The 23,425-nt window shown below is 64.4% G+C and carries 22 protein-coding genes; 4 read left to right on the top strand and 18 right to left on the bottom strand.

The window, feature by feature from the left end; all coding sequences use genetic code 11:
- From JCM7686_RS02220 to JCM7686_RS02200, 5 genes are read right to left on the bottom strand one after another with little or no spacing between them, the layout of a single operon-like run.
- The gene (locus JCM7686_RS02220; protein WP_020949237.1) at positions 1-270 is read right to left on the bottom strand and encodes a K+/H+ antiporter subunit F; all 270 of its coding nucleotides are present in this window, start codon (positions 268-270) and stop codon (positions 1-3) included.
- On the bottom strand, positions 267-767 hold the full coding sequence (locus tag JCM7686_RS02215; RefSeq protein ID WP_020949236.1) for a Na+/H+ antiporter subunit E: 501 nt from the start codon (positions 765-767) through the stop codon (positions 267-269). Before JCM7686_RS02215 ends, JCM7686_RS02220 begins: the two co-directional genes overlap by 4 nt.
- Entirely contained in the window at positions 764-2,338 is a 1,575-nt protein-coding gene (locus tag JCM7686_RS02210; protein ID WP_020949235.1) for a monovalent cation/H+ antiporter subunit D, read from the bottom strand. The genes JCM7686_RS02215 and JCM7686_RS02210 overlap by 4 nt, the downstream gene beginning before the upstream one ends.
- On the bottom strand, positions 2,335-2,715 hold the full coding sequence (locus tag JCM7686_RS02205) for a Na+/H+ antiporter subunit C (RefSeq protein WP_020949234.1): 381 nt from the start codon (positions 2,713-2,715) through the stop codon (positions 2,335-2,337). Before JCM7686_RS02205 ends, JCM7686_RS02210 begins: the two co-directional genes overlap by 4 nt.
- Positions 2,715-5,549 (bottom strand): monovalent cation/H+ antiporter subunit A, encoded by a 2,835-nt coding sequence (locus JCM7686_RS02200; protein WP_020949233.1) that lies wholly within the window; start codon positions 5,547-5,549, stop codon positions 2,715-2,717. Before JCM7686_RS02200 ends, JCM7686_RS02205 begins: the two co-directional genes overlap by 1 nt.
- 119 nt (positions 5,550-5,668) lie before the next feature.
- On the opposite strand from JCM7686_RS02200, the gene ruvC reads away from it, so the two are divergent.
- Genes ruvC through ruvB form a run of 4 tightly spaced genes read left to right on the top strand, consistent with a single transcriptional unit; the run spans position 5,669 to position 8,743 of the window.
- Complete coding sequence (ruvC, locus tag JCM7686_RS02195) at positions 5,669-6,163, top strand: crossover junction endodeoxyribonuclease RuvC (RefSeq protein WP_041527075.1); 495 nt, start codon at positions 5,669-5,671, stop codon at positions 6,161-6,163.
- Positions 6,160-6,855 carry a Holliday junction branch migration protein RuvA gene (ruvA, locus tag JCM7686_RS02190; protein WP_020949231.1) on the top strand — a complete coding sequence of 232 codons (696 nt, stop codon included), beginning with the start codon at positions 6,160-6,162 and terminating at the stop codon, positions 6,853-6,855. The genes ruvC and ruvA overlap by 4 nt, the downstream gene beginning before the upstream one ends.
- 2 nt (positions 6,856-6,857) lie before the next feature.
- On the top strand, positions 6,858-7,718 hold the full coding sequence (gene htpX, locus JCM7686_RS02185; RefSeq protein ID WP_020949230.1) for a zinc metalloprotease HtpX: 861 nt from the start codon (positions 6,858-6,860) through the stop codon (positions 7,716-7,718).
- The gene (gene ruvB / locus JCM7686_RS02180) at positions 7,715-8,743 is read left to right on the top strand and encodes a Holliday junction branch migration DNA helicase RuvB (protein WP_020949229.1); all 1,029 of its coding nucleotides are present in this window, start codon (positions 7,715-7,717) and stop codon (positions 8,741-8,743) included. Before htpX ends, ruvB begins: the two co-directional genes overlap by 4 nt.
- Before the next feature lie 25 nt (positions 8,744-8,768).
- Here the strand turns inward: ruvB and JCM7686_RS02175 are convergent, their stop codons facing one another.
- The 13 genes from JCM7686_RS02175 to JCM7686_RS02115 all read right to left on the bottom strand — a co-directional run bounded on the left by JCM7686_RS02175 (position 8,769) and on the right by JCM7686_RS02115 (position 23,329).
- Positions 8,769-9,041: a chorismate mutase gene (locus JCM7686_RS02175; protein ID WP_041527074.1), complete on the bottom strand. Its 273-nt coding sequence runs from the start codon at positions 9,039-9,041 to the stop codon at positions 8,769-8,771.
- A 345-nt stretch (positions 9,042-9,386) separates the two neighbouring features.
- Positions 9,387-11,288: an ATP-dependent zinc metalloprotease FtsH gene (gene ftsH / locus JCM7686_RS02170; RefSeq protein ID WP_020949227.1), complete on the bottom strand. Its 1,902-nt coding sequence runs from the start codon at positions 11,286-11,288 to the stop codon at positions 9,387-9,389.
- A 60-nt stretch (positions 11,289-11,348) separates the two neighbouring features.
- Complete coding sequence (gene tilS / locus JCM7686_RS02165; protein WP_020949226.1) at positions 11,349-12,590, bottom strand: tRNA lysidine(34) synthetase TilS; 1,242 nt, start codon at positions 12,588-12,590, stop codon at positions 11,349-11,351.
- Positions 12,587-13,615 (bottom strand): tetratricopeptide repeat protein, encoded by a 1,029-nt coding sequence (locus tag JCM7686_RS02160; RefSeq protein ID WP_020949225.1) that lies wholly within the window; start codon positions 13,613-13,615, stop codon positions 12,587-12,589. The genes tilS and JCM7686_RS02160 overlap by 4 nt, the downstream gene beginning before the upstream one ends.
- Positions 13,615-14,139 carry a peptidoglycan-associated lipoprotein Pal gene (gene pal / locus JCM7686_RS02155; protein WP_020949224.1) on the bottom strand — a complete coding sequence of 175 codons (525 nt, stop codon included), beginning with the start codon at positions 14,137-14,139 and terminating at the stop codon, positions 13,615-13,617. The genes JCM7686_RS02160 and pal overlap by 1 nt, the downstream gene beginning before the upstream one ends.
- 24 nt (positions 14,140-14,163) lie before the next feature.
- Complete coding sequence (tolB, locus tag JCM7686_RS02150; protein ID WP_020949223.1) at positions 14,164-15,498, bottom strand: Tol-Pal system beta propeller repeat protein TolB; 1,335 nt, start codon at positions 15,496-15,498, stop codon at positions 14,164-14,166.
- Positions 15,499-15,560: 62 nt separating this feature from the next.
- A complete protein-coding gene (locus JCM7686_RS02145; RefSeq protein WP_020949222.1) occupies positions 15,561-17,177 on the bottom strand; it encodes a hypothetical protein in 1,617 nt (538 codons plus the stop codon).
- 4 nt (positions 17,178-17,181) lie between these two features.
- Positions 17,182-17,640 (bottom strand): ExbD/TolR family protein, encoded by a 459-nt coding sequence (locus JCM7686_RS02140; RefSeq protein ID WP_020949221.1) that lies wholly within the window; start codon positions 17,638-17,640, stop codon positions 17,182-17,184.
- A gap of 3 nt (positions 17,641-17,643) precedes the next feature.
- Entirely contained in the window at positions 17,644-18,339 is a 696-nt protein-coding gene (tolQ, locus tag JCM7686_RS02135; protein WP_041527073.1) for a protein TolQ, read from the bottom strand.
- A 145-nt stretch (positions 18,340-18,484) separates the two neighbouring features.
- Complete coding sequence (gene ybgC, locus JCM7686_RS02130) at positions 18,485-18,877, bottom strand: tol-pal system-associated acyl-CoA thioesterase (RefSeq protein WP_020949219.1); 393 nt, start codon at positions 18,875-18,877, stop codon at positions 18,485-18,487.
- An 80-nt stretch (positions 18,878-18,957) separates the two neighbouring features.
- Entirely contained in the window at positions 18,958-19,614 is a 657-nt protein-coding gene (locus JCM7686_RS02125; RefSeq protein ID WP_328286676.1) for a hypothetical protein, read from the bottom strand.
- Between the two features lie 47 nt (positions 19,615-19,661).
- On the bottom strand, positions 19,662-22,340 hold the full coding sequence (gene topA / locus JCM7686_RS02120) for a type I DNA topoisomerase (RefSeq protein ID WP_020949217.1): 2,679 nt from the start codon (positions 22,338-22,340) through the stop codon (positions 19,662-19,664).
- A gap of 146 nt (positions 22,341-22,486) precedes the next feature.
- Positions 22,487-23,329 carry a ferredoxin--NADP reductase gene (locus JCM7686_RS02115; RefSeq protein ID WP_020949216.1) on the bottom strand — a complete coding sequence of 281 codons (843 nt, stop codon included), beginning with the start codon at positions 23,327-23,329 and terminating at the stop codon, positions 22,487-22,489.
- Positions 23,330-23,425: the final 96 nt, after the last annotated feature.

Below are 23,425 nucleotides of genomic sequence, written 5' to 3'. Positions count from 1 at the left end.
TCACTCGATGATATCGCCGCGCAGGGCGAATTTGGCGAAAGCCACGGTCGAGACAAAGCCGAACATGGCGAAGATCAGCGCCGCCTCGAAATAGGCGCTGGTGCCGTGCAGGATGCCGAAAAGCGTGATCAGCGCGATCACATTGATCGTCAGCGTATCCAGCGCCAGCACCCGGTCGGTCAGCCCCGGTGCGACGATCACGCGGTAAAGACAGCAGAGCATCGCCAGACCGAAACAGCCGAAGGCGAACCAGAGCGCATAGAGGATCATGGGAAGATCTCCTTCAGACGGGCCTCGTAGCGGGTCTTGATCTCGTCGCGCACGGCATCGGGATCGGGGGCATGCAGGCAATGGACCAAAAGCGCGTCATGGCCTTCGGAAAGATCACACGAGACCGTGCCGGGCGTCAGCGTGACGGCGCTCGCGAGCATGGTGATCGCCTCGGGGTGGCGCAGATCCAAGGGCACGCTGATAAAGGCCGGGCGCAGCGCGGATTTGGGCAGAAACAGCACGACCTTCGCCACGGCGAGATTGGCCTTGACGATATCGACGCCGACGACGGCGGCAAAGCCCACGAGCCCCGAGATCTTGCGAAACCGGGTCAAGCCTTTCCAATAGGGCGCGGTCGCCAGCGGGATCACCACAGCGAGGATCGCGGCAAAGACCAGCGAGCCCCAAGCGAAGCGGTTGACCAGCATCATCCAGACCGCCAGCACCATCAGCGACAACAGCGGATGCGGGAACAGGCGGCGCAAGCACGTCTTCATCGTGTGCCCTCCTGTCGGATCAGAACTTCGCCGACATAGGCACCGGGATCTTGCAGCTGCGCGGCGATGGCCTGCGCGTAATCGGCAACCGGCCCGGCAAAGGCCGTGAGCAGCGCAAGCCCCGCCAGAAGCGCGCCCACCGCGGCAAAGGCCAGCGCGGGCGACGGCGCGTCAGCGGCGTCCTGCACCGGCTCGTCGGGTTCGAGCTTCAGCCCGGCGTGCGGGTCACTGGGATGCTCGGCGGCCGCGCCGATCTCGCGCGCTTTCCAGAACACCACTGAGCCCGCCCGCATCATCCCGGCAATCGCGATCAGCGACGAGATCAGGATCACCGACCAGATCAGCACCCATTGGGCCGCGGCGGCGGTCGCCTCCATGACCATCAGCTTGCCGATGAACCCCGAAAGCGGCGGCATCCCGGTCACGGCAATCGCCACGGCAAAGTAGAAGGCACCGATCAGCCCAGCTTGGGCAATGGGACGCTCGGGACGCAGCCAGAGATCGCCGCGCCGTGCGCCGATCAGATCGACGATCAGGAAGAGCGCACCCGCCGCCAGCGTCGAATGGATCAGGTAATAGATCCCCGCCGCAAGGCCGCTTTGCGTAAATTGCGACAGCGCAATCACCAGCGTTCCGATCGAGCCGATCGCCGCGAAAGCCGCCATCCGGTTCAGATTGCGCGCGCCCAAGACGCCGATCTGGCCGATCAGCAGCGTCAAAAGCGCGGCGGGCAGCAAGAGGTCGACCGCCAGCGTGCCGATCGTGCCCCCTTGCGGAAAGACCAGCGTGAAAAAGCGCAAGATCGCATAGACGCCGACCTTGGTCATGATCGCGAAAAAAGCCGCGACCGGGCCGGGCGCATTGGCATAGGTCGCGGGCAGCCAGAAATGCAGCGGCACCAGCGCGGCCTTAACGGCAAAGACCAGCATCAAGAGCACCGCCCCGGCGCGCAGCATCGCGCTGTGCTCGGGCGGCAAAGCCGCGACGCGCACCGCCATATCGGCCATGTTGAGCGTGCCCGTCACCGCGTAAAGCGTGCCAAGCGCGATCAGAAACAGCGTCGATCCCGCGAGGTTATAGACGACATATTGCATCCCCGCGCGCAGTCGGAGCGCGCCGCCGCCATGCAGCATCAACCCGTAAGAGGCGATGAGCAGCACCTCGAAAAAGACGAAGAGGTTGAAGGCGTCTCCGGTCAGGAAGGCGCCCGAAACGCCCATCAGCTGGAACTGCCAGAGCGCGTGGAAATGCCAGCCCTTGCGGTCCCAGCCCGAGCCCAAGGCGTAAAGCTGCACCGCGAGCGCCAGCACCGCCGTCAACAACAGCATCAAGGCCGCGAGCCGGTCGAGCATCAGGACAATGCCGAAGGGCGCGGGCCAATTTCCAAGGCGGTAGACGGTGATCTCGCCGCCCGAGGCCAGCCAGTTGAGATAAAGCGCGATACCCAAGAGCGCGGTGGTCCCGGCAATCGAGAAGACGCGCTGCAAGACCAGATCGGTCCGCATCGCCAGCAGGATCACCGCGCCAAGGCAGGCGGGCAGCACGACGGGGGCAATGATGAGATGGCTCATGCGCGCGGCTCCTTCAGGCGCGCGTCCGGGGAGGACCCCGGATCGGGGCTCAGATCGCTTGCGGGCATGTCGATGCCGTCATCGCCGCCGGTGACATAAGCGCCAAGTGCGATCATCACCGTCACCGCCGTCATCCCGAAGGAAATCACGATCGCGGTCAGCACGAGCGCCTGCGGCAAAGGATCGCTCATCGTGCCCCCCTGCCCCAGCACGGCGGGCGCATTGACCATCAGCCGCCCGGTCCCGAACAGAAAAAGGTTGATCGCATAGCTGAGCATGGTCGTGCCCAAGATCACCGGAAAGGCGCGGCGGCGCAGGATCAGATAGATGCCGACCGCCGAAAGCACGCCGATGGCGCTGGCCAGAAGAAGCTCCATCAGTGGTCTCCCGCTTTATGGTCAAGGTTAGCGGGAAGGGTCTCGGCGCTCGCGACCCGCGCCCCGGCCGAAAGCCGCGCGATCCGGCTCAGCGAATTCAGCGCCAGCATGACCGCACCGACGACGCAAAGATAGACACCGAGGTCAAAGCCCATCGCGGTCGCAAGCTCGAACTTCTCGAGGAAGGGCAGTTTGAAATAGCCGTAAGCCGAGGTCAGGAAGGGCCGCCCCGCGAACCAAGCGCCGATCCCGGTGATCGCGGCGGCCGCGATGCCAAGGCCGATCAGGCTGTGATAGGGGATGCGCTGGCGGCTCTGCGCCCAAGTATAGCCCGAAGCCATATATTGCATGATCAGCGCGACGGAGGTGACCAAGGCCGCGACGAAACCGCCGCCCGGCTCGTTATGGCCGCGCAGGAAGATGTAAAGCGCGGCGACCAGGGTCAGCGGCAGGATGATGCGGGTGACGACGGTCAGCATCAGGGGGTGAACATCGCCCGAGCGACCGGGCTCGGGCAGACGCGCCCGCAGACGCCGCGAAGCCTCGCCGCGCATCAGCGTCTCGGTCAGCGCAAAGATCACCAGCGCGGCAATCCCCAGCACGGTGATCTCGCCGAAGGTATCATAGCCGCGGAAATCGACGAGGATCACGTTCACCACATTGGTGCCGCCGCCCTCTTTATAGCTGTTCTCGACCATATAGCCCGCGATGCTCGGGAAGGCGAAATCGCCGCGCAGGATCGCATAGGCGAGCCCGCCAAGGCCCAGACCTGCCAGCGCCGCGATGACGGCGTCCCCCCCGCGTTTGCGCGCGCTGGTTTCGCGCGGCGTCGCTTTGGGCAGAAAGTTCAGCGCCAAAAGCATCAGAATGACCGTCACCACCTCGACCGAGATCTGGGTCAGCGCGAGATCCGGGGCAGAGAGATAGATGAACGCGCCCGAGGCGATCAGCCCGACGATCGAGATCACCACCAAGGCGAGCAGGCGGTTGTGGTGCAGCCAGACCAGCGCAAGACTTGCCGTCACCAGCAAAAGCCAGCCGATCAGCGCGACCGGCGGCACGGGAAGCATCGGGCGGGTGGCAGGCCCCGCTTGCCCGCTGCTCCATGCCCAAAGCCCAGCCGCCACCACGGTCAGGGTGAAAACGGCGAGCGCGCGGCTCATCGCGCCATTGGTCAGCCGGTCGGTGACAAAACCCGCCAGCCCCGCCGCCCCCGCCATCACGCCATCAAAGGCGCGCTTTGCATCGGGATGGGGCAGGCTCGCGTGAAAGCGTGCAACGCCCGGATAGGCGCGCAGCAACAGCGCCCCCGCGATGACCGCCAGAACCGAGAGGATCAGCGCGGTATTCACCCCATGCCACAGCGCGAAATGCGGATGGATCGCTTGGCCGGTAACGCTTGAGCCCGCCGCCTCAACCAGCCAGCCGACCATCCGGTTCGAGAAAAGCCCGATCCCCACCACCAGAACGGCCAGCAGCGCGGGCGCGCCCCAAAGGCCGATGCCCGGATCATGCGGATGCTGAGGATAATCGTGCCGCTCTGGCCCCATAAAGACCGCCCAGATCAGCCGCAGCGCATAGCAGACCGACAAAGCCGCGCCCAAGGTTGCCAGCACCAGCGCCACCGGCCCGGTCTGGACCGCCTGATCCAGCATCATCTCTTTCGAGAGGAACCCGTTCAACGGCGGGATCCCCGCCATCGACAGCCCCGCAATCAGCGCAATCGCGAAGGTCAGGGGCATCAACCGCGCCAGACCGCCCAAGCGCGAGATGCGGCGCGTGCCGGTCTCGTGGTCGATGATCCCCGCCACCATGAAGAGCGCCGCCTTGAAGGTCGCATGGTTGATGATGTGCAAAACCGCCGCCGTCGCCGCGTCGATCGTGCCAAAGCCGAGCAGCATGGTGATGAGGCCAAGATGCGAGACGGTCGAATAGGCGAGCAGCGATTTCAGATCGTCGCGGAAGATCGCGATGAAGGCGCCGACCAGCATGGTGACCATCCCCGCGCCGCCGACCAGCCAGAACCAGGCATCGGTCCCGGACAGCGCCGGCCAAAGCCGCGCCATCAGGAAGATCCCGGCCTTCACCATCGTCGCCGAATGCAGATAGGCCGAAACCGGAGTCGGCGCGGCCATGGCGCGCGGCAGCCAGAAATGGAACGGGAATTGCGCGGATTTGGTGAAAGCGCCCAAGAGGATCAGGATCAGCGCGGGCAGGTAAAGCGGGCTGGCCTGAATGGCCTCGCGCTGGGTCAGGATCTGCGAGAGATCATAGCTGCCCGCGATCTGGCCCAAGATCAGCATCCCCGCGATCATCGCCAGCCCGCCAAGCCCGGTCACCGTCAGCGCCATGCGCGCGCCCTGCCGCCCCTCGGGCAGATGGCTCCAAAAGCCGATGAGCAGGAAGGACGAGAGCGAGGTCAGCTCCCAGAAAACCAGCAAAAGCAGGATATTGTCGGAAAGCACGATCCCCATCATCGCGCCTTGGAAGAGCATCAGATAGCTGTAGAACGGCCCCGCCGCATCCTGCCGCGACAGGTAAAACCGCGCATAGGCGATGATCAAAAGCCCGATGCCAAGGATCAGGATGCCGAACAAAAGCCCCAATCCATCCAGCCGGAAATTCGCATTCAGCCCAAGGCGCGGCAGCCAGTCGAGCCGCGTGGTCACGACCTCTCCGGCCATGATGGCGGGGATGTGTTGGCACAGCCCGATCAGCGCCACCAGCGTGACCAGACCGCAAGCCAATGCCGCGACATCTCGACCCGATCGGATCAGCAAACCCGGCAAAAGCGCTCCGAGGAACGGCAGCACGGCGATGAGGGCAGGAGACATATCACCTCTTTCGGTTGCAGGGGTTTTCTCGGGGGGGCAAAGACTTGTCAACCGAAACCGGAAAAGGCGCTAGGCGATGTTCGCCTTTCGTGCTAGTTCTGGGGAAAAAGGGTACAGGCATGATCATCCTTGGCATCGACCCGGGACTTCGCAACATGGGATGGGGCGTGATCTCGGTTGACGGCCCTCGGCTGCGCCATATCGCGAATGGCATCGTCCATTCCGAACAGGGCGAATTGGGCGAGCGTCTGGTGGTGCTTTATCGCGGCCTGCGCGAGGTCATCGCCCAGCACAATCCCGATGCGGCAGCGGTCGAGCAAACCTTTGTTAACAAAGACGCCGTCGGCACGCTGAAGCTTGGCCAAGCGCGCGGCATCGCTTTGCTCGCGCCCGCCGAATCCGGCATTCCGATTGGCGAATATGCCCCGAATGCGGTGAAGAAAACCGTGGTCGGTGTGGGCCATGCCGCCAAGGAGCAGATCCAGCATATGGTCCGCTTCCAGCTTCCCGGCGTGCAGCTTGCCGGGCCGGATGCGGCGGATGCCCTTGCCGTGGCGATTTGCCACGCCCATCATCTTCAAGGCCGCGCTTTGCGGATCAAGGTTGCTTCATGATCGGACGGATTGCCGGAATCATCATCCACAAAGGGCTCGATCAGGCGCTGATCGACGTGCGCGGCGTGGGCTATATCGTCCATGTCAGCGAGCGCACCGCCGCCAGCCTGCCCCGCGTCGGCGAGGCGGTGGCGCTGTTTACCGAATTGGTGGTGCGCGAGGATCTGCTGCAACTTTACGGCTTCACCAGCCTGCTCGAAAAGGAATGGCACAAGCTTCTGACCTCGGTGCAGGGCGTGGGGGCCAAGGTCTCGCTGGCGATTCTGGGCACGCTTGGCACCGATGGCGTTGCGCGCGCGATTGCGCTTGGCGATGGCGCGGCGGTGCGCCGCGCGCCGGGCGTTGGCCCCAAGCTCGCGCAACGCGTGGTGCTGGAGTTGAAGGACAAGGCCCCGGCGATCATGGCGCTCGGCGCAACGCTTGGCGGCTCGCCCGCGCTCGAGAGCGATGAGGTGATCGAGGCCAATACCGATGCCGACGCCCCCGCGCCGAAGCCCAGAAAGCCCCGCGCGGCCCCCGGTCCCGATCTGGCCGCGATTGCCAGCGCCGAGGCGCTTTCGGCGCTCTCGAACCTTGGCTATGCGCCCTCCGAGGCGGCCTCTGCCGTCGCCGAAGCCTCGGCCAATGATCCGTCTGCCACCACGCCGGCCCTGATCCGGGCGGCCTTGCGGGCGCTGGCGCCCAAGGAATGAGCATGGGCTATCTGAACCTCGGGAACCTGCGCACCTTCATCCTGATGGCCGTGATGACGGCCATTCTGATGGCGATCGGCGGGTTGATCGGCGGTCAGGGCGGCATGATCATCGCGCTGCTCTTTGCGGGCGGGACCAATCTCTGGGCGTGGTGGAACAGCGACAAGGCGGTGCTGAATCAGCAAGGCGCGGTCCAGATCTCGCGCGAACAGGCCCCCGATCTCTTTGATCTGGTCGCGGATCTGGCGCGCCGCGCCGAGCTGCCGATGCCCGCGCTTTACATCCTGCAAACCGAGCAGCCGAATGCCTTTGCCACCGGCCGCGACCCCCAAAACGCCGCCGTCGCCGTGACCGAGGGCATTCTGCGCGCCCTCACCCGCGACGAATTGGCGGGCGTCATCGCCCATGAGCTCGCCCATATCAAGCACCGCGACACCCTGACCATGACGGTCACGGCAACGCTTGCGGGCGCGATCTCGATGCTTGGCAATATGCTGATGTTTTCCTCGATGATGGGCGGCAACAACCGCGACAATCAGGGCAGCGGCTTTGGCGGGATCATCGCGATGGTGCTGGCGCCGATTGCGGCGGGGCTTGTCCAGATGGCGATCTCGCGCAGCCGCGAATATGAGGCGGATCGCGGCGCGGCCGAGATCACCGGGCGTCCGCTGGCGCTCGCCTCGGCTTTGGCCAAGATCGCCAATGCGGCGGGGCGCACCGTCAACGTGCCCGCCGAACGCAACCCGGCCTCGGCGCCGATGTTCATCATCAATCCGCTGCACGCGCTGCGCGCCGACCGGCTTTTCTCGACCCACCCCGCGACCGAAGACCGGATCGCCAGATTGCAGGCCATGGCGCGATGAGCAAACCCGACCCGACCCTTCGCCCCGAACCGATGGACGGCGACAGCGAGGATCGCGCGCTGCGCCCGCAGATGCTCGAGGATTTCATCGGTCAGGCCGAGGCCCGCGCCAATCTGCGCGTCTTCATCGAAAGCGCGCGGATGCGCGGCAAGGCGATGGATCACACGCTCTTTCACGGCCCGCCGGGGTTGGGCAAGACGACATTGGCGCAGATCATGGCGCGCGAATTGGGCGTGAACTTCAAGATGACCTCGGGCCCGGTTCTGGCGCGGGCGGGCGATCTCGCGGCGATCCTGACCAATCTGGAAGCGCGCGACGTTCTGTTCATCGACGAAATCCACCGGATGAACCCCTCGGTCGAAGAGGTGCTTTATCCCGCACTCGAGGATTTCGAGCTGGATCTGGTCATCGGCGAAGGCCCTGCCGCGCGGACCGTGCGGATCGAGCTGCAGCCCTTCACGCTGGTCGGCGCGACAACGCGGCTTGGGATGCTGACCACGCCCTTGCGCGACCGTTTCGGCATTCCGACCCGGCTGCAATTCTACACCATCCCCGAGCTGGACGAGATCGTGCGCCGCGGCGCGCGGCTGATGGGCATCCCGTCAGAGCCCGCGGGCACGCTGGAAATCGCCCGCCGCGCCCGTGGCACACCCCGCATCGCCGGGCGGCTGTTGCGCCGGGTGATCGACTTTGCCTTGGTCGAAGGCGATGGCCGTCTGACACGAGAGATCGCCGATTCGGCGCTGACCCGGCTGGGCGTCGATGATCTGGGGCTCGATGCCGCCGACCGGCGCTATATGGCGCTGATGGCGGAAAACTATGGCGGGGGGCCGGTCGGCGTCGAAACTTTATCCGCCGCGATGTCGGAAAGCCGTGATGCCATCGAAGAGGTGATCGAGCCCTATCTGATGCAGCAGGGCCTGATTGCGCGCACGCCGCGCGGGCGGATGCTGGCGCATAAGGGCTGGCGTCATCTTGGGCTGGACATGCCACGCAGCCAGCAGGAAACGCTGTTCGACGATTGATCAGGGACGGCGCGAAATCTGCGCCCTACGGATCGGGCGAGAGAACGGCGTCTTCCTGCGCGATGAAATACTCCATCATCAGCCGCCAAAGGCGCTCGGCGAGTTCGGGATTCAACCCCTCGACCTCGGCCCGACGGCGGGCGTTCAGCGCGACCTCCTCGACCCGGGTCGAGATGCGCGCGGGCAGGTTTTCCTGAAGCTTGATCGCCGCCGCCTCGTCGATCAGACGCGAGCGTTCGGCCAGAAGGGCGACCAGACGGCTGTCCAAAGCATCGATCCGTTTGCGCAGATCGTGCATCCGAGACTCGGGCGGGAGGGGCGTGTCGATGCTCATGCGTCTGAAATGCACGCGCCCCGCCTTGGGAGCAAGCCCCGCAGATCGGATTTCACGCAATCTGCGCCAAAATCACGCAAGACCCACGCGATCTGCCTGCGCGTCAATCTTTGCGAAAGGTCCATGCGCCAGACTGAGGTCAATGCAGCGTGACGGAGGGCGCATGAACGCGGCGACACTGGTGATCTCGATCGGCTTCGGCCTTGGCTTGGGCCTTTGCGCGGGGATGATCCTGATGCTTTAGCCAAAGAAAAACCCCGGCGCTTTGGCCGGGGTTCTGGTGGTTTTGCTGTGCGTTCAGCCGATCATTCAGCCCTGCGGCTGCGGCGTGGCATCGCTTGCCGGGCGCTGCGGCTCGATCTTCGGGACCGAGGCGACAACGGGCACCGTTGAATTCGGCGTATTGTCGTCATCCCCGCCCAGAGCCTCGCCGCGCAGGATGCGGCCGATCTCTTCGCCGGTCAGGGTCTCGTATTCCAGCAGACCCTTGGCCATACGCTCGAATTCGACCTCTTTCTCGATCAGGATGCGGCGGGCTTCCTGATAGCCGTCCTCGATCAGATCGCGCACTTCCTGCTCGATCAGCTCTTTGGTCGAAGCCGACACCGAGAAGCCGCCGGTATTGCCCTGATAGCCCTCATGCGCTTCGGCATAGTCGACCGCGCCGACCTTGTCGGACATGCCCCAGCGCATCACCATGGCGCGCGCCAAGGCCGAGGCTTGCTGGATATCGCCCGCCGGACCGTTCGAGACGCCTTCTTCACCATATTTGATGATTTCGGCGGCCTTGCCGGCCATGGTCATGGTGATCTTCTGCTTGGCCTCATCCTTGTGGTAGTTCAGCTTGTCCATCTCGGGCAGGCTGACGACCATGCCAAGGGCACCGCCGCGCGGAATGATCGTGGCTTTATAGACCGGGTCACATTTCGGCAGCGAGAGACCGACAACGGCGTGGCCAGCCTCGTGATAGGCGGTCTTTTCCTTCTGCTCGGGCGTCAGCACCATCGAGCGACGCTCGACCCCCAGCATGACCTTGTCCTTGGCATTCTCGAAATCTTCCATCGCGACAAAGCGACGCCCGATCCGAGCCGCCATCAGAGCGGCCTCGTTCACGAGGTTCATCAGATCGGCGCCCGAGAACCCCGGCGTGCCGCGCGCGATAATGCGCAGATCGACATCCGGCCCCAGCGGAACCTTGCGCGCATGGACGTTCAGGATCTTCTCGCGGCCCTTGATGTCTGGGTTGCCGACATAGATCTGGCGGTCGAAGCGGCCCGGACGCAGCAGCGCGGGGTCGAGCACGTCTTTGCGGTTGGTCGCAGCAACGATGATGATGCCCTCATTGGCCTCGAAACCATCCATCTCGACCAGAAGCTGGTTCAGCGTCTGCTCGCGTTCGTCATTGCCGCCGCCGATGCCGACGCCGCGTGCGCGACCGACCGCGTCGATCTCGTCGATGAAGACGATACAGGGCGCCGATTTCTTGGCTTGCTCGAACATGTCGCGGACGCGGCTTGCGCCGACACCGACGAACATTTCGACGAAATCCGAACCCGAGATGGTGAAGAAGGGCACGCCCGCCTCACCCGCAATCGCGCGAGCGAGCAGCGTCTTACCGGTGCCCGGAGGGCCGACCAGCAGCGCGCCTTTCGGGATCTTGCCGCCGAGACGGCTGAACTTCTGCGGGTTGCGCAGGAATTCGACGATCTCTTCCAGCTCTTCCTTGGCCTCGTCGATGCCAGCGACATCGTCAAAGGTCACGCGGCCATGCTTTTCGGTCAGCAGCTTTGCGCGCGATTTGCCAAAGCCCATCGCCCCGCCTTTGCCGCCGCCCTGCATCCGGTTCATGAAGAAGATCCAGACGCCGATCAGCAGGATGAAGGGCAGCCAGACGCCGAGAAGCGACAGGAAGCCCGATTGCTGTTGCGGCTGGACCCGGACATCGACGCCCTTGGAGATCAGCCGGTCGGCCACCTCTTCGCCCTGTGGGCGGATGGTGGTGAACTGGGAGCCGTCCTTCGTCGTCATGCCGATCTTTTCGCCGTCGATCGTCACGCCAGAGATCTGGTCTTTGTCGACACGCTGAATGAAATCGGAATAGCTGATCTGACGGCCGCTGGTTTGGCTGCCGCCGTCGCTGAACAGATTGAACAGCGCCAAGATCATCAGAAACAGAACCACCCAGAAGGCGATATTACGCGCGTTGCCCAAAGGCAGATCCTCCGCGGGATTGAGTGCTTAGACCTGAAAATAGGGATTCCGGCGCAAGGTTCAATGCGAGAAGAGCATTGCGCGGAAATCCCTCATGGCACGAAGCGGGCCAAAACCCGCCAGACTGGCCGGTTCGAGCAAGGGTGCGGCGATCCGTCGCTCGCCTTTCCACAGCGCAGGAGAGGCTGCGGCCTCGTCGCGCAAAAGCCCGGCGCGGCGCCAATCGAGCGATGAAAGCGCCTCATAGCCAAGCGCGCGCAGCTCGAGACCCGGCGCGAGACCCGAGGCCTGCCAGCGCCCGTCCCATTCCGCATAGCCCGAGGCATCGGGCAGGCCCGGCGCGGCGCGCAAAGCCGCTGCCGGTTCGCGGATGAGGTAAAGCCGCCCGGCCTGCGGGTGCAGAATCACCCCTTCAAGCGTGATGCGGCTGCCCAGTTCCAGCGCGCGCAGAACATGGGCGACCTTTTCGCCGCGCGGCGGATAATCCGCGCCGGTCATCCAGCGCAGCCCGGTCACCACCAGCCTGCGCCGCACCTCTTCGGGCGCGCCGAGAAAACTGTTGAAAGGCAGGACCAGCGTGCCGCGCTCTGCCTCGAGATCGCCAGCGATTTGCCAGGCGAATTCCTGAAGCGCGCGCCGCGCCACCGCCAGATTGCCCGCGCTTTGCGCAAGGCTCGCGGCCGGAATGCCCAGCACCTCCATCGCCTGACGGATGCGCACGCGCTCGAAATCCGGGTTGTCGTTCGAGGGATCCTCGATCCAGTCATGGCCGTGGCTGTTGAGCCAGTCGCGCAAGCTCGCCCGGCTGGTCCCGAGCATCGGGCGCAGCCAGACCGTGCCGCAGGCGCGACGCGCAGGCGCCATGCCAGAAAGCCCATCGACCCCCGCGCCCCGGCAAAGCCGCATCAGCAGGGTTTCCGCCTGATCGTCCAAAGTATGGCCCAGAAGCACCGCTTCGAGCCCCTCGGCTGCGGCCCAATCGGCGAGCAATCGCAGCCGCGCCGCACGCGCCTCGGCCATAAGATTGCCGCTGTCGTCATCGCGGTGCCAACGCAGGATCTGATGGGGAATGCCGAGCTTGGCCGCAGCGCGCCCCGCCGCGCGCGCCTCGATCGCCGAATCGACGCGCAGCCCGTGATCGACGGTGGCCGCGCAGATCCGCCGCCCCGCCGCCCAGCCTGCGGTCAGATGCATGAGCGCCGTCGAATCACCCCCACCCGACAGAGCGATGCCGATCGCGGTCAGATCTCCGGCCAGTCGGTCGAGCTCTCGCGTGACGGAAAGGGTGACGGCCTCGCTCATGGCCGCGCGGCGGAACCTGCCGGGAGATCGGGCTGGGGCGCATCAGTCTGCGGCGCGTCCGTGAGGGGCAGATCAGGCATATCTTGGGTCAAACCGAAATCCGCCGCGGCCTCTGGATCGTCCAGACTCGGCAGATTGGCGGCGGGATCGGCATCCTCGATCACCTCGGTATCCATCGCATCGCAGCCCAAGGCCGTAATGCGCTTCTCGGCCTCTTCGGCCTGAGGCACGTCGGGAAAGCGGACGAGGATTTCCTGAAGGAAAGGGCAGCCATTCCTGGCATCTCCGGTGCCGGCTTCGGCACGGGACAGGCCAAGCAGCGCGTCGGGCGCCTGAGGGCTCATTGGATCTGCGGCAAAACTGTCGAGCCAGGCGACACCTGCGCCATGCAGATCGCCTGCCGAATCAAGCGCCGCCCCCCGCAGGAACAGCGCCTCGGCGGTTAGTGGACCGCCCGCATGGGTTTCGGCGACGGCCGCGAAGAGGTCCGCAGCACGACGAAAGTCACCTTGACCGAGCACCCCCCGGGCCCGGTCGAAATCGGCTTTCTCTGCGGTGGTTGCGGCGCTGGCCGAGGGTTTGGAGGGGCGCGTCGCCCCCCCATTAAGCATGCCGGTCTGGCTCGACGGCGGCAGATTGGCCGAGCCGTGCTGCTGGCCAAGCTGAGGCGTCGTCAGCGTGCCCAGATCGCAGCCGTCCTCCATCTCGCAGAGACGAAACTCGATATCGCCAATGCGGGTGGTGCCGTCCTTGACGACGCGGTCGATGCGGTTTTGCAGCTGCTCGGTCTGGCCGGTCAGTTGCTGAAGCTCGGCCTCCATCGCATTCATGCGGTCGATGGCGCTTTCGCCCCCGGCCGCCGCATAGCCCGCCTGCCCCGAAGCAGCGAGCTCGGCGCGCAGGGATTGCAGATCCGACGAGAGCTGGCCGAGCTCCGAGCGGATGTCGGCCAGCGTCTGCTTGTCCTGCGCCTGGGCGCCAAAGGCGACCAGAGCAAGACCTGCCGCGAGGAGCAGCCTGCGCATCAGCTGCCCGCCCGCGGTTTGACCACCGTCACCGCACGGCGGTTCTTGGTGTAGCAATCTTCCGTCGAGCAGATCGCCAGCGGACGCTCTTTGCCATAGCTCACCGTGCGCAGACGACCGGCCTGAACGCCTTGCGAGATCAGGTATTCCTGAACCGAATTGGCGCGGCGTGCGCCCAGAGCGATGTTGTATTCGCGCGTCCCCTGCTCATCGGCGTGACCTTCGATCACGGCCGAATAGTTCGGGTTCTGGTTCAGCCAGCTCGCCTGATTGGCCAGCGTCGTGCGCGCATCGGGCGACAGCGTCGACTGGTCGAGCATGAAGTGGATCGTGTCACCCACGGTCGAGCGGAAATATTCCGGGCTGCCCGGGGCGCCGATCACGCCGGTGCCGACGCCGCCGGCCCCTGCTCCACCCATGCCATTGGCATAGGGGTCGTTGATGCCGCCTGCACCCTGCGGCTTCGAGCAAGCCGCAAGGCCCAGCACCATGCAGACCACCGCCAGTTTCGTGATATTCTTCATCGACATTCCTAACCTATGTGTCCCTTACGGCAGCAGCGGACCCCAATCCGGGTCCGAAGCCGCGCCATTGAACTGAACGGGACGCATATTGCGCCCGGTGATATCCACGGAATTCAGCGTCGACTGCCCGGAGTCCCCGGCGCTCGAACGCGTGAACATCACGACGCGCCCATTGGGGGACCAAGTCGGGCCTTCGTCAAGGAACGATTCTGTCAGCATTTTTTCGCCCGAACCGTCCGTGCGCATGACGCCGATATGGAACTTGCCACCCACTTTGCGCGTGAAAGCGATATAGTCGCCGCGCGGCGACCAGACCGGCGTGCCGTAGCTGCCGTCGCCAAAGCTGATCCGCTTCGGCTCGCCGCCGCCTGCCGACATGACGTAAAGCTGCGGCTTGCCCGAGCGGTCGCTTTCAAAGACGATCTGCTTGCCGTCGGGGCTATAGCTCGGCGAGGTCTCGATCGAGGGCGCATTGGTCAGCGCGCGTTTCGCGCCGGTCGCGGCATCCATCTGATAGATATCCGTGTTGCCGTTCTGCTCGAGCGAATAGACGATCCAGCGTCCATCCGGCGAGAAGCGCGGCGAGAAGCTCATCGTGCCCTGCTGCTCACCCAGCGCGCGGGTCGCGAGCGAGTTCACATCCATCAGCACGACCTGCGGGAAGCCCGAGGCATAAGAGGTATAAAGGATGCGGTTGCCGTCGGGCGAAAAGCGCGGCGCGAGCACCAGAGCCGAGGTATCCGTCATCCATTTCGGATTGGCGCCGTCATAATCCATGATGCCGATCCGCTTCAGACGCGCGTTTTTCGGCCCGGATTCCGAGACAAAGACGACGCGGCTGTCGAAATAGGGCTTTTCGCCGGTCAGGCGGGCATAGACTTGGTCGGCGGCCTTATGCGCGGCGCGGCGCCAGTTGCCGGTGCCCGCGTCGAACTGCATCCCATCGCCAAGCGGCTGGCCCGAGAACACGTCAAAGAGGCGGAACTTCACCACGACCTTGCCGCCCTTGACGCTGACCGCGCCGGTGACCAGCGCCTGCGCATTGATCGCCTTCCAGTCCTCATAGGCGATCGGCGCGTCGAAGCTCGCCGGGCGCGAGATATAGGCGCTTTGCGGGATCTCGCGGAAGAGCCCGGTGCCGGTCAGATCGGCGGCGATCAGGCGCTGGACCTGCTCAAGATATTGCCCGGCGCCGCCTTCATCCTGAAAGGGCGCAATGGCGATCGGCATCGGTTCAACGACGCCATCGGTGATCTCGATCCGCAGCGGGCCGTCCTGCGCCATGGCTGGCAGGGCAGGCAAGGCGGCCAGAGCCGCGACGACGGAAACAGCGGTGGTGACAAGCAGTTTACGGAACATGAATCGTCTCTCTTGCGGTCTGAATCACAGGTTACGAGGTTGCGGGCATCTGTTCCATGCCCTTAGTGGATCTTCGCAGAGCCCGAGGGATTGAAGTCGATAATGACATCTTTCCAGCGGTTGTATTTGTCGGCGGGAAGCTGATAGCCGCCCTTTTCGCACATCAAGATCGCCCGACGTCCAGCCTCATATGCCTGCTTGACTGCCGCATCCGACCCGCCCGAGCTGCCCGCAAGCTTCATCGAACTCTTATCGACTTTGCCGTTCTGATCCATCGAGAAGCCGATCGAGACCTTGGTTTCGCTGGCCTCGGTCGAAAGCGAGCCGCGGTTCCAGCAAGCCTCGACGGCAACGCGGAACCCGTCCTTCTCGCCCTGGCTGAGCGGCGGACCGTTGACAGCCGTTCCACCCCCGCCCGAACCGGCAGAGCCCTTGTCCTTCTCGGCAGCCTCTTTGGCGGCCTTGGCCTCGGCGGCGGCTTTCGCCTTCTTCTCGGCGGCGGCCTGCTCTTTGGCCTTGGCCTCGGCTGCGGCCTTGTCAGCCTCTTTCTTGGCCTTGGCATCGGCCTCGCGCTTCTCGGCGGCGGCCTTTTCGGCAGCAGCTTTCGCGGCGAGTTCTTTCGCAGCCTTTTCGGCCGCCGCTTTTTCGGCCGCGGCCTTTTCCTTGGCCGCTTTATCCGCTGCAGCTTTGTCGGCTGCTTTCTTCTCGGCAGCCGCCTTGTCAGCCTCGGCCTTGGCGTCAGCGGCTTTCTGATCCGCTGACGCCTTATCGGCTGCCTTCTTGTCTGCGGCTTTCTTGTCAGCCGCCTTCTTGTCGTCAGCAGCCTTGTCGGCGGCGGCTTTCGCGTCCGCAGCCTTTTTGTCTTTCGCCGCCTGATCCTTGGCGGCCTGATCTTTCGCGGCTTTGTCTTTCGCAGCCTTGTCCGCCGCCGCTTTCTCGGCTGCGGCCTTCTCGGCCTTGGCCGCGGCATCGCGATCGGCCTTTTCAGCCGCAGCCGCCGCACGATCCTTTTCGCGCTTCTCGGCAGCCAGACGTTCAGCCGCAGCTTCCGTTTCCTGCGCCAGAATCTGCTCGGCTTCAGCGGCGGCCTGAGCGGCGGCGAGCTGACGGGCCAAAGCCGCTTCGGCCAACCCGGTCGGGCGGGCATTCGGACGGGCCGATTGCGTGGGCGCAATCGACGAGCGCGGCGGCTCGACGGATTCGGGGCGGTCCGGCGTATTCGGCGGCGAGCCCGCATCCGGCACAGAGGCGGTTTCCGAACTCTGATCCGGTTGCTGCGGCTGCGGCGCCGCCGTTGCGACATTGTCGGGACGCGTGGCCTGCGCGAGATCGCTCAGATCGGGTTGGGTCTCGGGGCTGTCGGTCGGCGAGGGCAAGGTCGTGGCCTCGGGCTGAGCCGAAGGCGGCGACATCGCCTCGGGCGCGCCCAGCACATTGTCATCCGAGGGCGGTTTGGGCTGTGCGGGCACCGAAGCCGAGCTGGTCGAAACCGGCCCCGCCCCTGCTGCTGCTGCCGCAAGCGCCTGAAATTCGGCCTCGGTCATGGTCGAGGCTTCGGTCATCTGCACCGCGTCGAGCGGCTCGGGGCGCGAGAACGCGCCGCCGAACAGCGCAAAGCCGATCAGCCCGGCATGGGCTGCGCCAGAGACCCAGGCACCGATGCGCTCAGAGCGATCCATCGCCTTAGCCGCCCATCCGCGGTCCGCCGGTTTCTGTCACCAGCACGATATTGTTGTAACCCGCCGCATTCAAAGCGCCCATGACCTGCATGACGCGCGCGTAAGGGATCGAGCCATCGGCACGCAGATAGATCTTGTTGCTCTGACGCTCGGCGGCAACCGCGGCGAGACGCGAGATCAGCTCTTCTTCAGCGACCTCGCTCGTCATCAGCACGAGCGGCCCCTCAGGGGTGATCGAGACAGTGAGCGGCTCTTCCTGCTCGGAAGGCACAGCCGTCGCGGCGGTTTTCGGGAGTTCCAGCGGCACGCCCACGGTCAGCATGGGGGCTGCGACCATGAACACGATCAGCAAGACCAGCATCACGTCCACGAAGGGCGTGACGTTGATTTCGGCCATCGGTTGGCTGCGCCCTCTGCGCGATCCCCGCCGCCCGCCGCTTTTCTTGACCACGCCCGCGCCCATGGCTCAGTCCTCGTCCAGCTGACGCGACAGGATCGTCGAGAATTCGTCGGTAAAGGCCTCGTAGCCGCCGACAATCCGATCAGCATCGCCCGAAAGCTTGTTGTAGAAAACCACCGCCGGAATAGCGGCCAGAAGGCCAAGTGCGGTGGCAATCAGCGCCTCGGCGATCCCCGGAGCCACGACAGCGAGGCTGGTGTTTTGGGAAATCGCGATCTCTTCGAAGGCGACCTTGATGCCCCAGACCGTGCCGAAAAGACCGATGAAGGGCGCGGTCGAGCCCACGGTCGCCAGCACACCGAGACGCCGGGTCAGACGGTCCTCTTCGCGGCCAACCGCGACACCCATGGCGCGGTCGATGCGGGCATGAGCCCCGGCGATCAACCCGCCGTCGCTGCGATGGCTGCGGCGCCATTCGGTCATGCCCGCGGCAAAGATGCGCTCGGGCGCGGTCTTCGGATTGTCGCCGATCCGGTCATACAGATCGTCGAGCGGCTGGCCCGACCAGAAGGCACGGTCGAACTTGTCGGATTCGCGACGAACCGCGGTATAAGAAATCAGCTTCTGGATAATGATCGCCCAGGACCAGACCGAGGCGAGCACAAGAAGCACCATGACGATCTGAACGATGAAGGATGCGCGCGCAAAAAGCCCGAGCAGCGAGAAATCGAGCTGCGCCGCCGCGCCGAGTGTAGGTTCCATATCACTGCCTGCCTGTCTTGGGCTGCCTGTCTTGGGCGTTATCATGCCATTCGCGGCTTGTTAGCAGGGCTTTACCAGAGCGTCAGTCTTCCTGCCTTACACAATGCCTTGAACGGGGCTTGAGCTTGGTCGTCTGCCCGCTCCGTTAATTCGCCTGCATCGCGGCGACAAGGGCCTGTGGCAGACGCGCGGGGCGGCCAAGCTCATTGAGGCAAACAAGAGTGACACGCGCGGCAAATAGGACACGCTCGCCGCAGCTGACGCGCTGATCAAGCACCAGCCGCGCGGGGGTCAGGGCATGAAGCGCGCTCTCGACCACGAGCAGATCATCGTAGCGCGCCGGTGCCAGATAATCAGCCTCGAGATGGCGGACGGCAAAGACGATCCCCAAGGAGTCCCGCAACCCCGCCTGATCGATCCCGAGATCGCGGATCCACTCGGATCGCGCCCGCTCAATGAATTTCAGATAGTTGGCATAATAAACGATCCCGGCAAGATCGGTGTCCTCGTAATAGACGCGGACCTGAAAGCGGTGCATGCCCTCTCCTTTCCTCACTGTCGCAGAGGGGGGTTTCCACCCCCGCCGCCGTTCCGGCGACTCCCCCGGAGGATATTTGGTCATGAAAGACGGGGCGAAGACATCGCGAGCCGCGCCGCAAGGCGCAGCGCATGAGAGGGATCTTGGGCAACGGCTGGCATGATGGGATCATAAGCGGCGCGGAGCAGTGCCGCGACACCCTCAGATGGTCGGACTTCGCGGGCAAAAGTCAGCATGGCACCGACGGCAATCGTCTCGGCAAGCTGGCCCGGGTGGGTGTCGGCAAGCGCCCCGCTCATCTTGATAAAGACCAGACAGGCCCGAATGCTCCCGTCAGGATCGAAGCGGAACAGCCGGTACTGTTCGGCCTTGTCGGCGATCAGGCGTCGAGACAAATCCGGCAGGCCGGTCAGGGTGGCAAGATCGGGGACATCATCAAGCTCTACCCAGTCTCGCACGAAGAAAACCATGAGGTTGGCGCCCATCTCGGGATCGGTCTCGGTCAGGGGATGACGGATGTCACGCAAGACAGCAGTGATTGCCGCACGAAAAATCGCGAGGCTTTCATCGGCGAGCCCGAAGATCACCGGCGCCACCGGTCTTGACCAGCGCGCGCAGAGATAGCGCCCCTTGGCCGAGAAAAACGCTTCGATCTCATCTTGCGTCATGTCGACTTCCGCCTTTCCACGTCTTTCATGCCAAAATATCCTCCGGGGTGAATTGCGGCGAAGCCGCAAGAGGGGGCGGAAAGCCCCCTCCTCCCTGAACCTGCCGCCAGCCTGAATTAGCTCGCGTCGTCAGCCGCCTCCTTCGAAGGCTCAGCCTTGGTTGTCGATTTCCGGGCGGCAGGTTTCTTCGCTGCCGCCTTGCCCGCCGTAGCCTTGCCCGTCGCCGCTTTGGCAGCTGTAGCCTTGCCAGTCGCCGTCTTTTTCGCCGCCGTCTTTTTCTCGGCCGGCGCCTTTGCCGTTGCCGTCTTCGTGGCCTTCTTGGCGGCAGGCTTCTTGCCGCCCTTCGAAGCCTTGGCCTCGATCAGCTCCAACGCGCGTTCGACGGTGACATCGGCGGCCTCCAGATCACGCGGCAGCGTCGCGTTGACTTTGCCCCATTTGACATAAGGCCCGTAGCGCCCCGAAAGCACCTGGATCGCGCCACCTTCGGGATGCTCGCCCAGCTCTTTCAAGGGCGCGGCCGGAGCGGCGCGGCCACGGGTGACCTTGGCGGCAAGAACCTCGACCGCCCGGTTCATGCCGATCGTGAAGACCTCATCGGCATCGGGCAGATTGGCGTATTTCGAGCCATGCTTCACGAAGGGCCCGAAACGCCCAAGCCCCGCTTGAACCGGCTCGCCATCCTCGGGGTGATTGCCGACAAAACGCGGCAGCCCCAGCAGATCGAGCGCCCGTTGCAGATCGACCGACGCCAGCTCCCAGCCTTTCGGGACCGAGGCGCGCGGCGGCTTCGGCACCTCGGCCGTCGCCTCGCCGCGCTGGACATAGGGCCCGAACCGTCCGTTCTTGAGGCTGATCGCATCCTCGCCGTCATGGCCGAGCACGGTATCGCCGATCGCCTCCCCCTCGGGGCCGGAAATCGGCCGGGTGAAGCGGCATTCGGGATAGTTGGTGCAGCCGATAAAAGCCCCACCCGAGCGCGCCGTCTTCAGATGCAGACGCCCGGCATGACACAGCGGGCATTCACGCGGATCGCCACCATCGGCGCGGGGCGGATAAAGCGCGGGCGCCAAAGCCTCGTCGATCGCGGTCAGGACCTCGGAAATGCGCAGCTCGCTCGTATCCTCAAGCGAGGCCGAGAAATCGCGCCAGAAGCGGCGCAGCACATCGCGGTAGGCCAGATCGCCCGCGCTGATCTCATCGAGCTCGCCCTCAAGATCGGCGGTGAAATCATAGCTGACATAGCGCGGGAAATACTTGGTCAGGAAGACCGTGACCAGACGCCCCTTGTCCTCAGGGATCAGCCGGTTCTTGTCCTTGCGCACATAATCGCGGTCCTGAATCGTCGTCACGATCGAGGCATAGGTCGAGGGCCGCCCGATCCCGAGCTCCTCCATGCGCTTGACCAGCGTCGCCTCGGTATAGCGCGGCGGCGCTTGGGTGAAATGCTGCTCGGGCGTGACCTTGCGCTTGGGCGTCGCCTCGCCCTCATGGATCTGCGGCAGACGGGCGCTGTCTTCGCCCTCGTCGTCATCGAGCCCCTGATCATAGACCTTGAGGAAGCCGTCAAAGAGCATGACCTGGCCATTGGCGCGCAAGCCGACCTGACCATCGGCCGAGGCGATCTCGACCGTGGTGCGCTCCATCCGCGCCGCTTCCATCTGGCTCGCGATGGTGCGCTTCCAGATCAGATCGTAAAGCGCCTTCTGGTCCTTTTCCGAGATCTTCAGCTTGTCGGGCGAAAGCATCATATCCGTCGGGCGGATACATTCATGCGCTTCCTGCGCGTTCTTGGCCTTGTTCTTATACATGCGCGGCGATTTCGGGACATAGGTCTCGCCAAAACGCGCCTTGATCGCGTCACGTGCCGCCATCACCGCCTCGGGCGCCATATCGATGCCGTCGGTCCGCATATAGGTGATGAGCCCCGCCTCATAGAGCCGCTGCGCCGCCGACATACAGGCCCGCGCGCCCAGCCCCAGCTTGCGGCTCGCCTCCTGCTGGAGCGTCGAGGTCATGAAGGGCGGCCATGGATTGCGGGTCGCGGGCTTCGCCGCGACGCTCGCAACCGTCAGATCGCGGCTCTCGACGGCGGCAACGGCGAGCTTCGCCTGCTCCTCATTCGCGAGATCGTAGCGGTCGAGCTTCTTGCCGCCATAAACCGTCAGCTGGGCATCGAACTCATCGCCGCGCACCGTCGCCAGACGCGCATGGACCGACCAATATTCCCGCGCCTTGAAGGCCTCGATCTCCATCTCGCGATCAACGATGATGCGCAAAGCGACCGATTGCACCCGGCCCGCCGATTTTGCGCCGGGCAGCTTGCGCCACAGGACCGGCGAGAGATTGAACCCCACCAGATAATCCAGCGCGCGCCGCGCCAGATAGGCATCGACCAGAGGCTGGTCGATCCGGCGGGGATTGGCGATCGCCTCGGTGACCGCGCTCTTGGTGATCGCGTTGAAGGTGACGCGATTGACCTCGGCACCCTTCTTCAAGGCCGGAGCCAATGTCTCCAGCAGATGCCAGGAAATCGCCTCGCCCTCGCGATCAGGGTCGGTGGCAAGGATCAGATTGGGATCGCTCGCCAGGGCATCCTTGATCGCCTTGATGTGCTTCTTGCTGTCCGCGGCCACTTCCCATTTCATGGCGAAATCGTTGTCCGTATCGACGCTGCCATCCTTCGGAGGCAGGTCGCGAACATGGCCGAAAGACGCCAGAACGGTATAGTCATCGCCCAGATATTTGTTGATCGTCTTGGCCTTGGCCGGAGACTCTACGACGACGACGGGCATGAAATTACCTCAACAATGATTCGGGTCGGGAAAATGGGCATGTGACAGGCAACTGTCAACGCTGCCCGTCTTTCATGTCGAAATATCCCGCGGGGGTCCGGGGGTGCGACACCCCCGGTCTGGCAGGCAAAAGCCCACCGAAAGGATCAGATCCCGTCGCCGACGAAGGCCTTTTCGACCACGAATTCCTTGGGATCGCTGTTGGCACCCTCGCGCAGGCCGAAGCCTTCGAGCACCGCTTTCACATCGACGTTGAAGGCAAGGCTGCCGCAGATCATCGCGCGGTCGGTCGCAGGATCCATCGGCGGCAGGTTCAGATCGGCGAAGACCTTGCCCGAGGTCAGGTTGTCGGTGATCCGGCCCATGAACGGGCTCTCTTCGCGCGTCGTGGTCGGGTAATACAGAAGACGGCTCGCGAAATCTTCGCCGTAAAGCTCGCCCAGAAGCGGGTCATGGCGCAGGTTCTCGACCAGCTCGCGGCCATAGGTCAGCTCTTCGGCGGTGCGGCAGGTGTGCATCATAATGACCTGCTCGCAGCGCTCATAGGTCTCGGGATCGCGCATCAGGCTGGCGAAGGGCGCAAGGCCGGTTCCGGTGGCCAAGAACCACATGCGCTTGCCCGGAAGCAGCGCGTCATGGACCAAAGTGCCGACCGGCTTCGGGCGCAGGATGATCTCATCGCCCGGCTGGATATGTTGCAGCTTCGAGGTCAGCGGGCCGTTCGGCACCTTGATTGAATAGAATTCAAGCTCGTCGTCCCAATTGGGCGAGGCGATCGAATAGGCGCGCAGCAAGGGTTTGCCGTTGTCGCCCATGAGCCCGATCATCACGAACTCGCCCGAGCGGAAGCGCAGGCTGGCCGGGCGCGTGACCCGGAAGGAAAACAGACTTTCGCTCCAATGCGTGACCGAGGTCACGGTCTGCGCATCAGGAAGGGTCTTGGTCGGGGCAGCTGCAGCAGTATCGGCCACGGGAACATCCAGCGTCATGTCGAATTCCTGAGTTATCTAGTCGAATTCGGCGCAAGAGAAAACCCCTGCGCCGAAAGGGCGATCAGCCGGCGCAAGGGTATGCCACCCCATCCG

Origin of the sequence: Paracoccus aminophilus JCM 7686, from assembly GCF_000444995.1 — a bacterium.
Classification (GTDB): Bacteria; Pseudomonadota; Alphaproteobacteria; order Rhodobacterales; family Rhodobacteraceae; genus Paracoccus; species Paracoccus aminophilus.
Note: the sequence above shows the minus strand (reverse complement) of the source record. Positions and strands in the feature narration are given on the sequence as shown.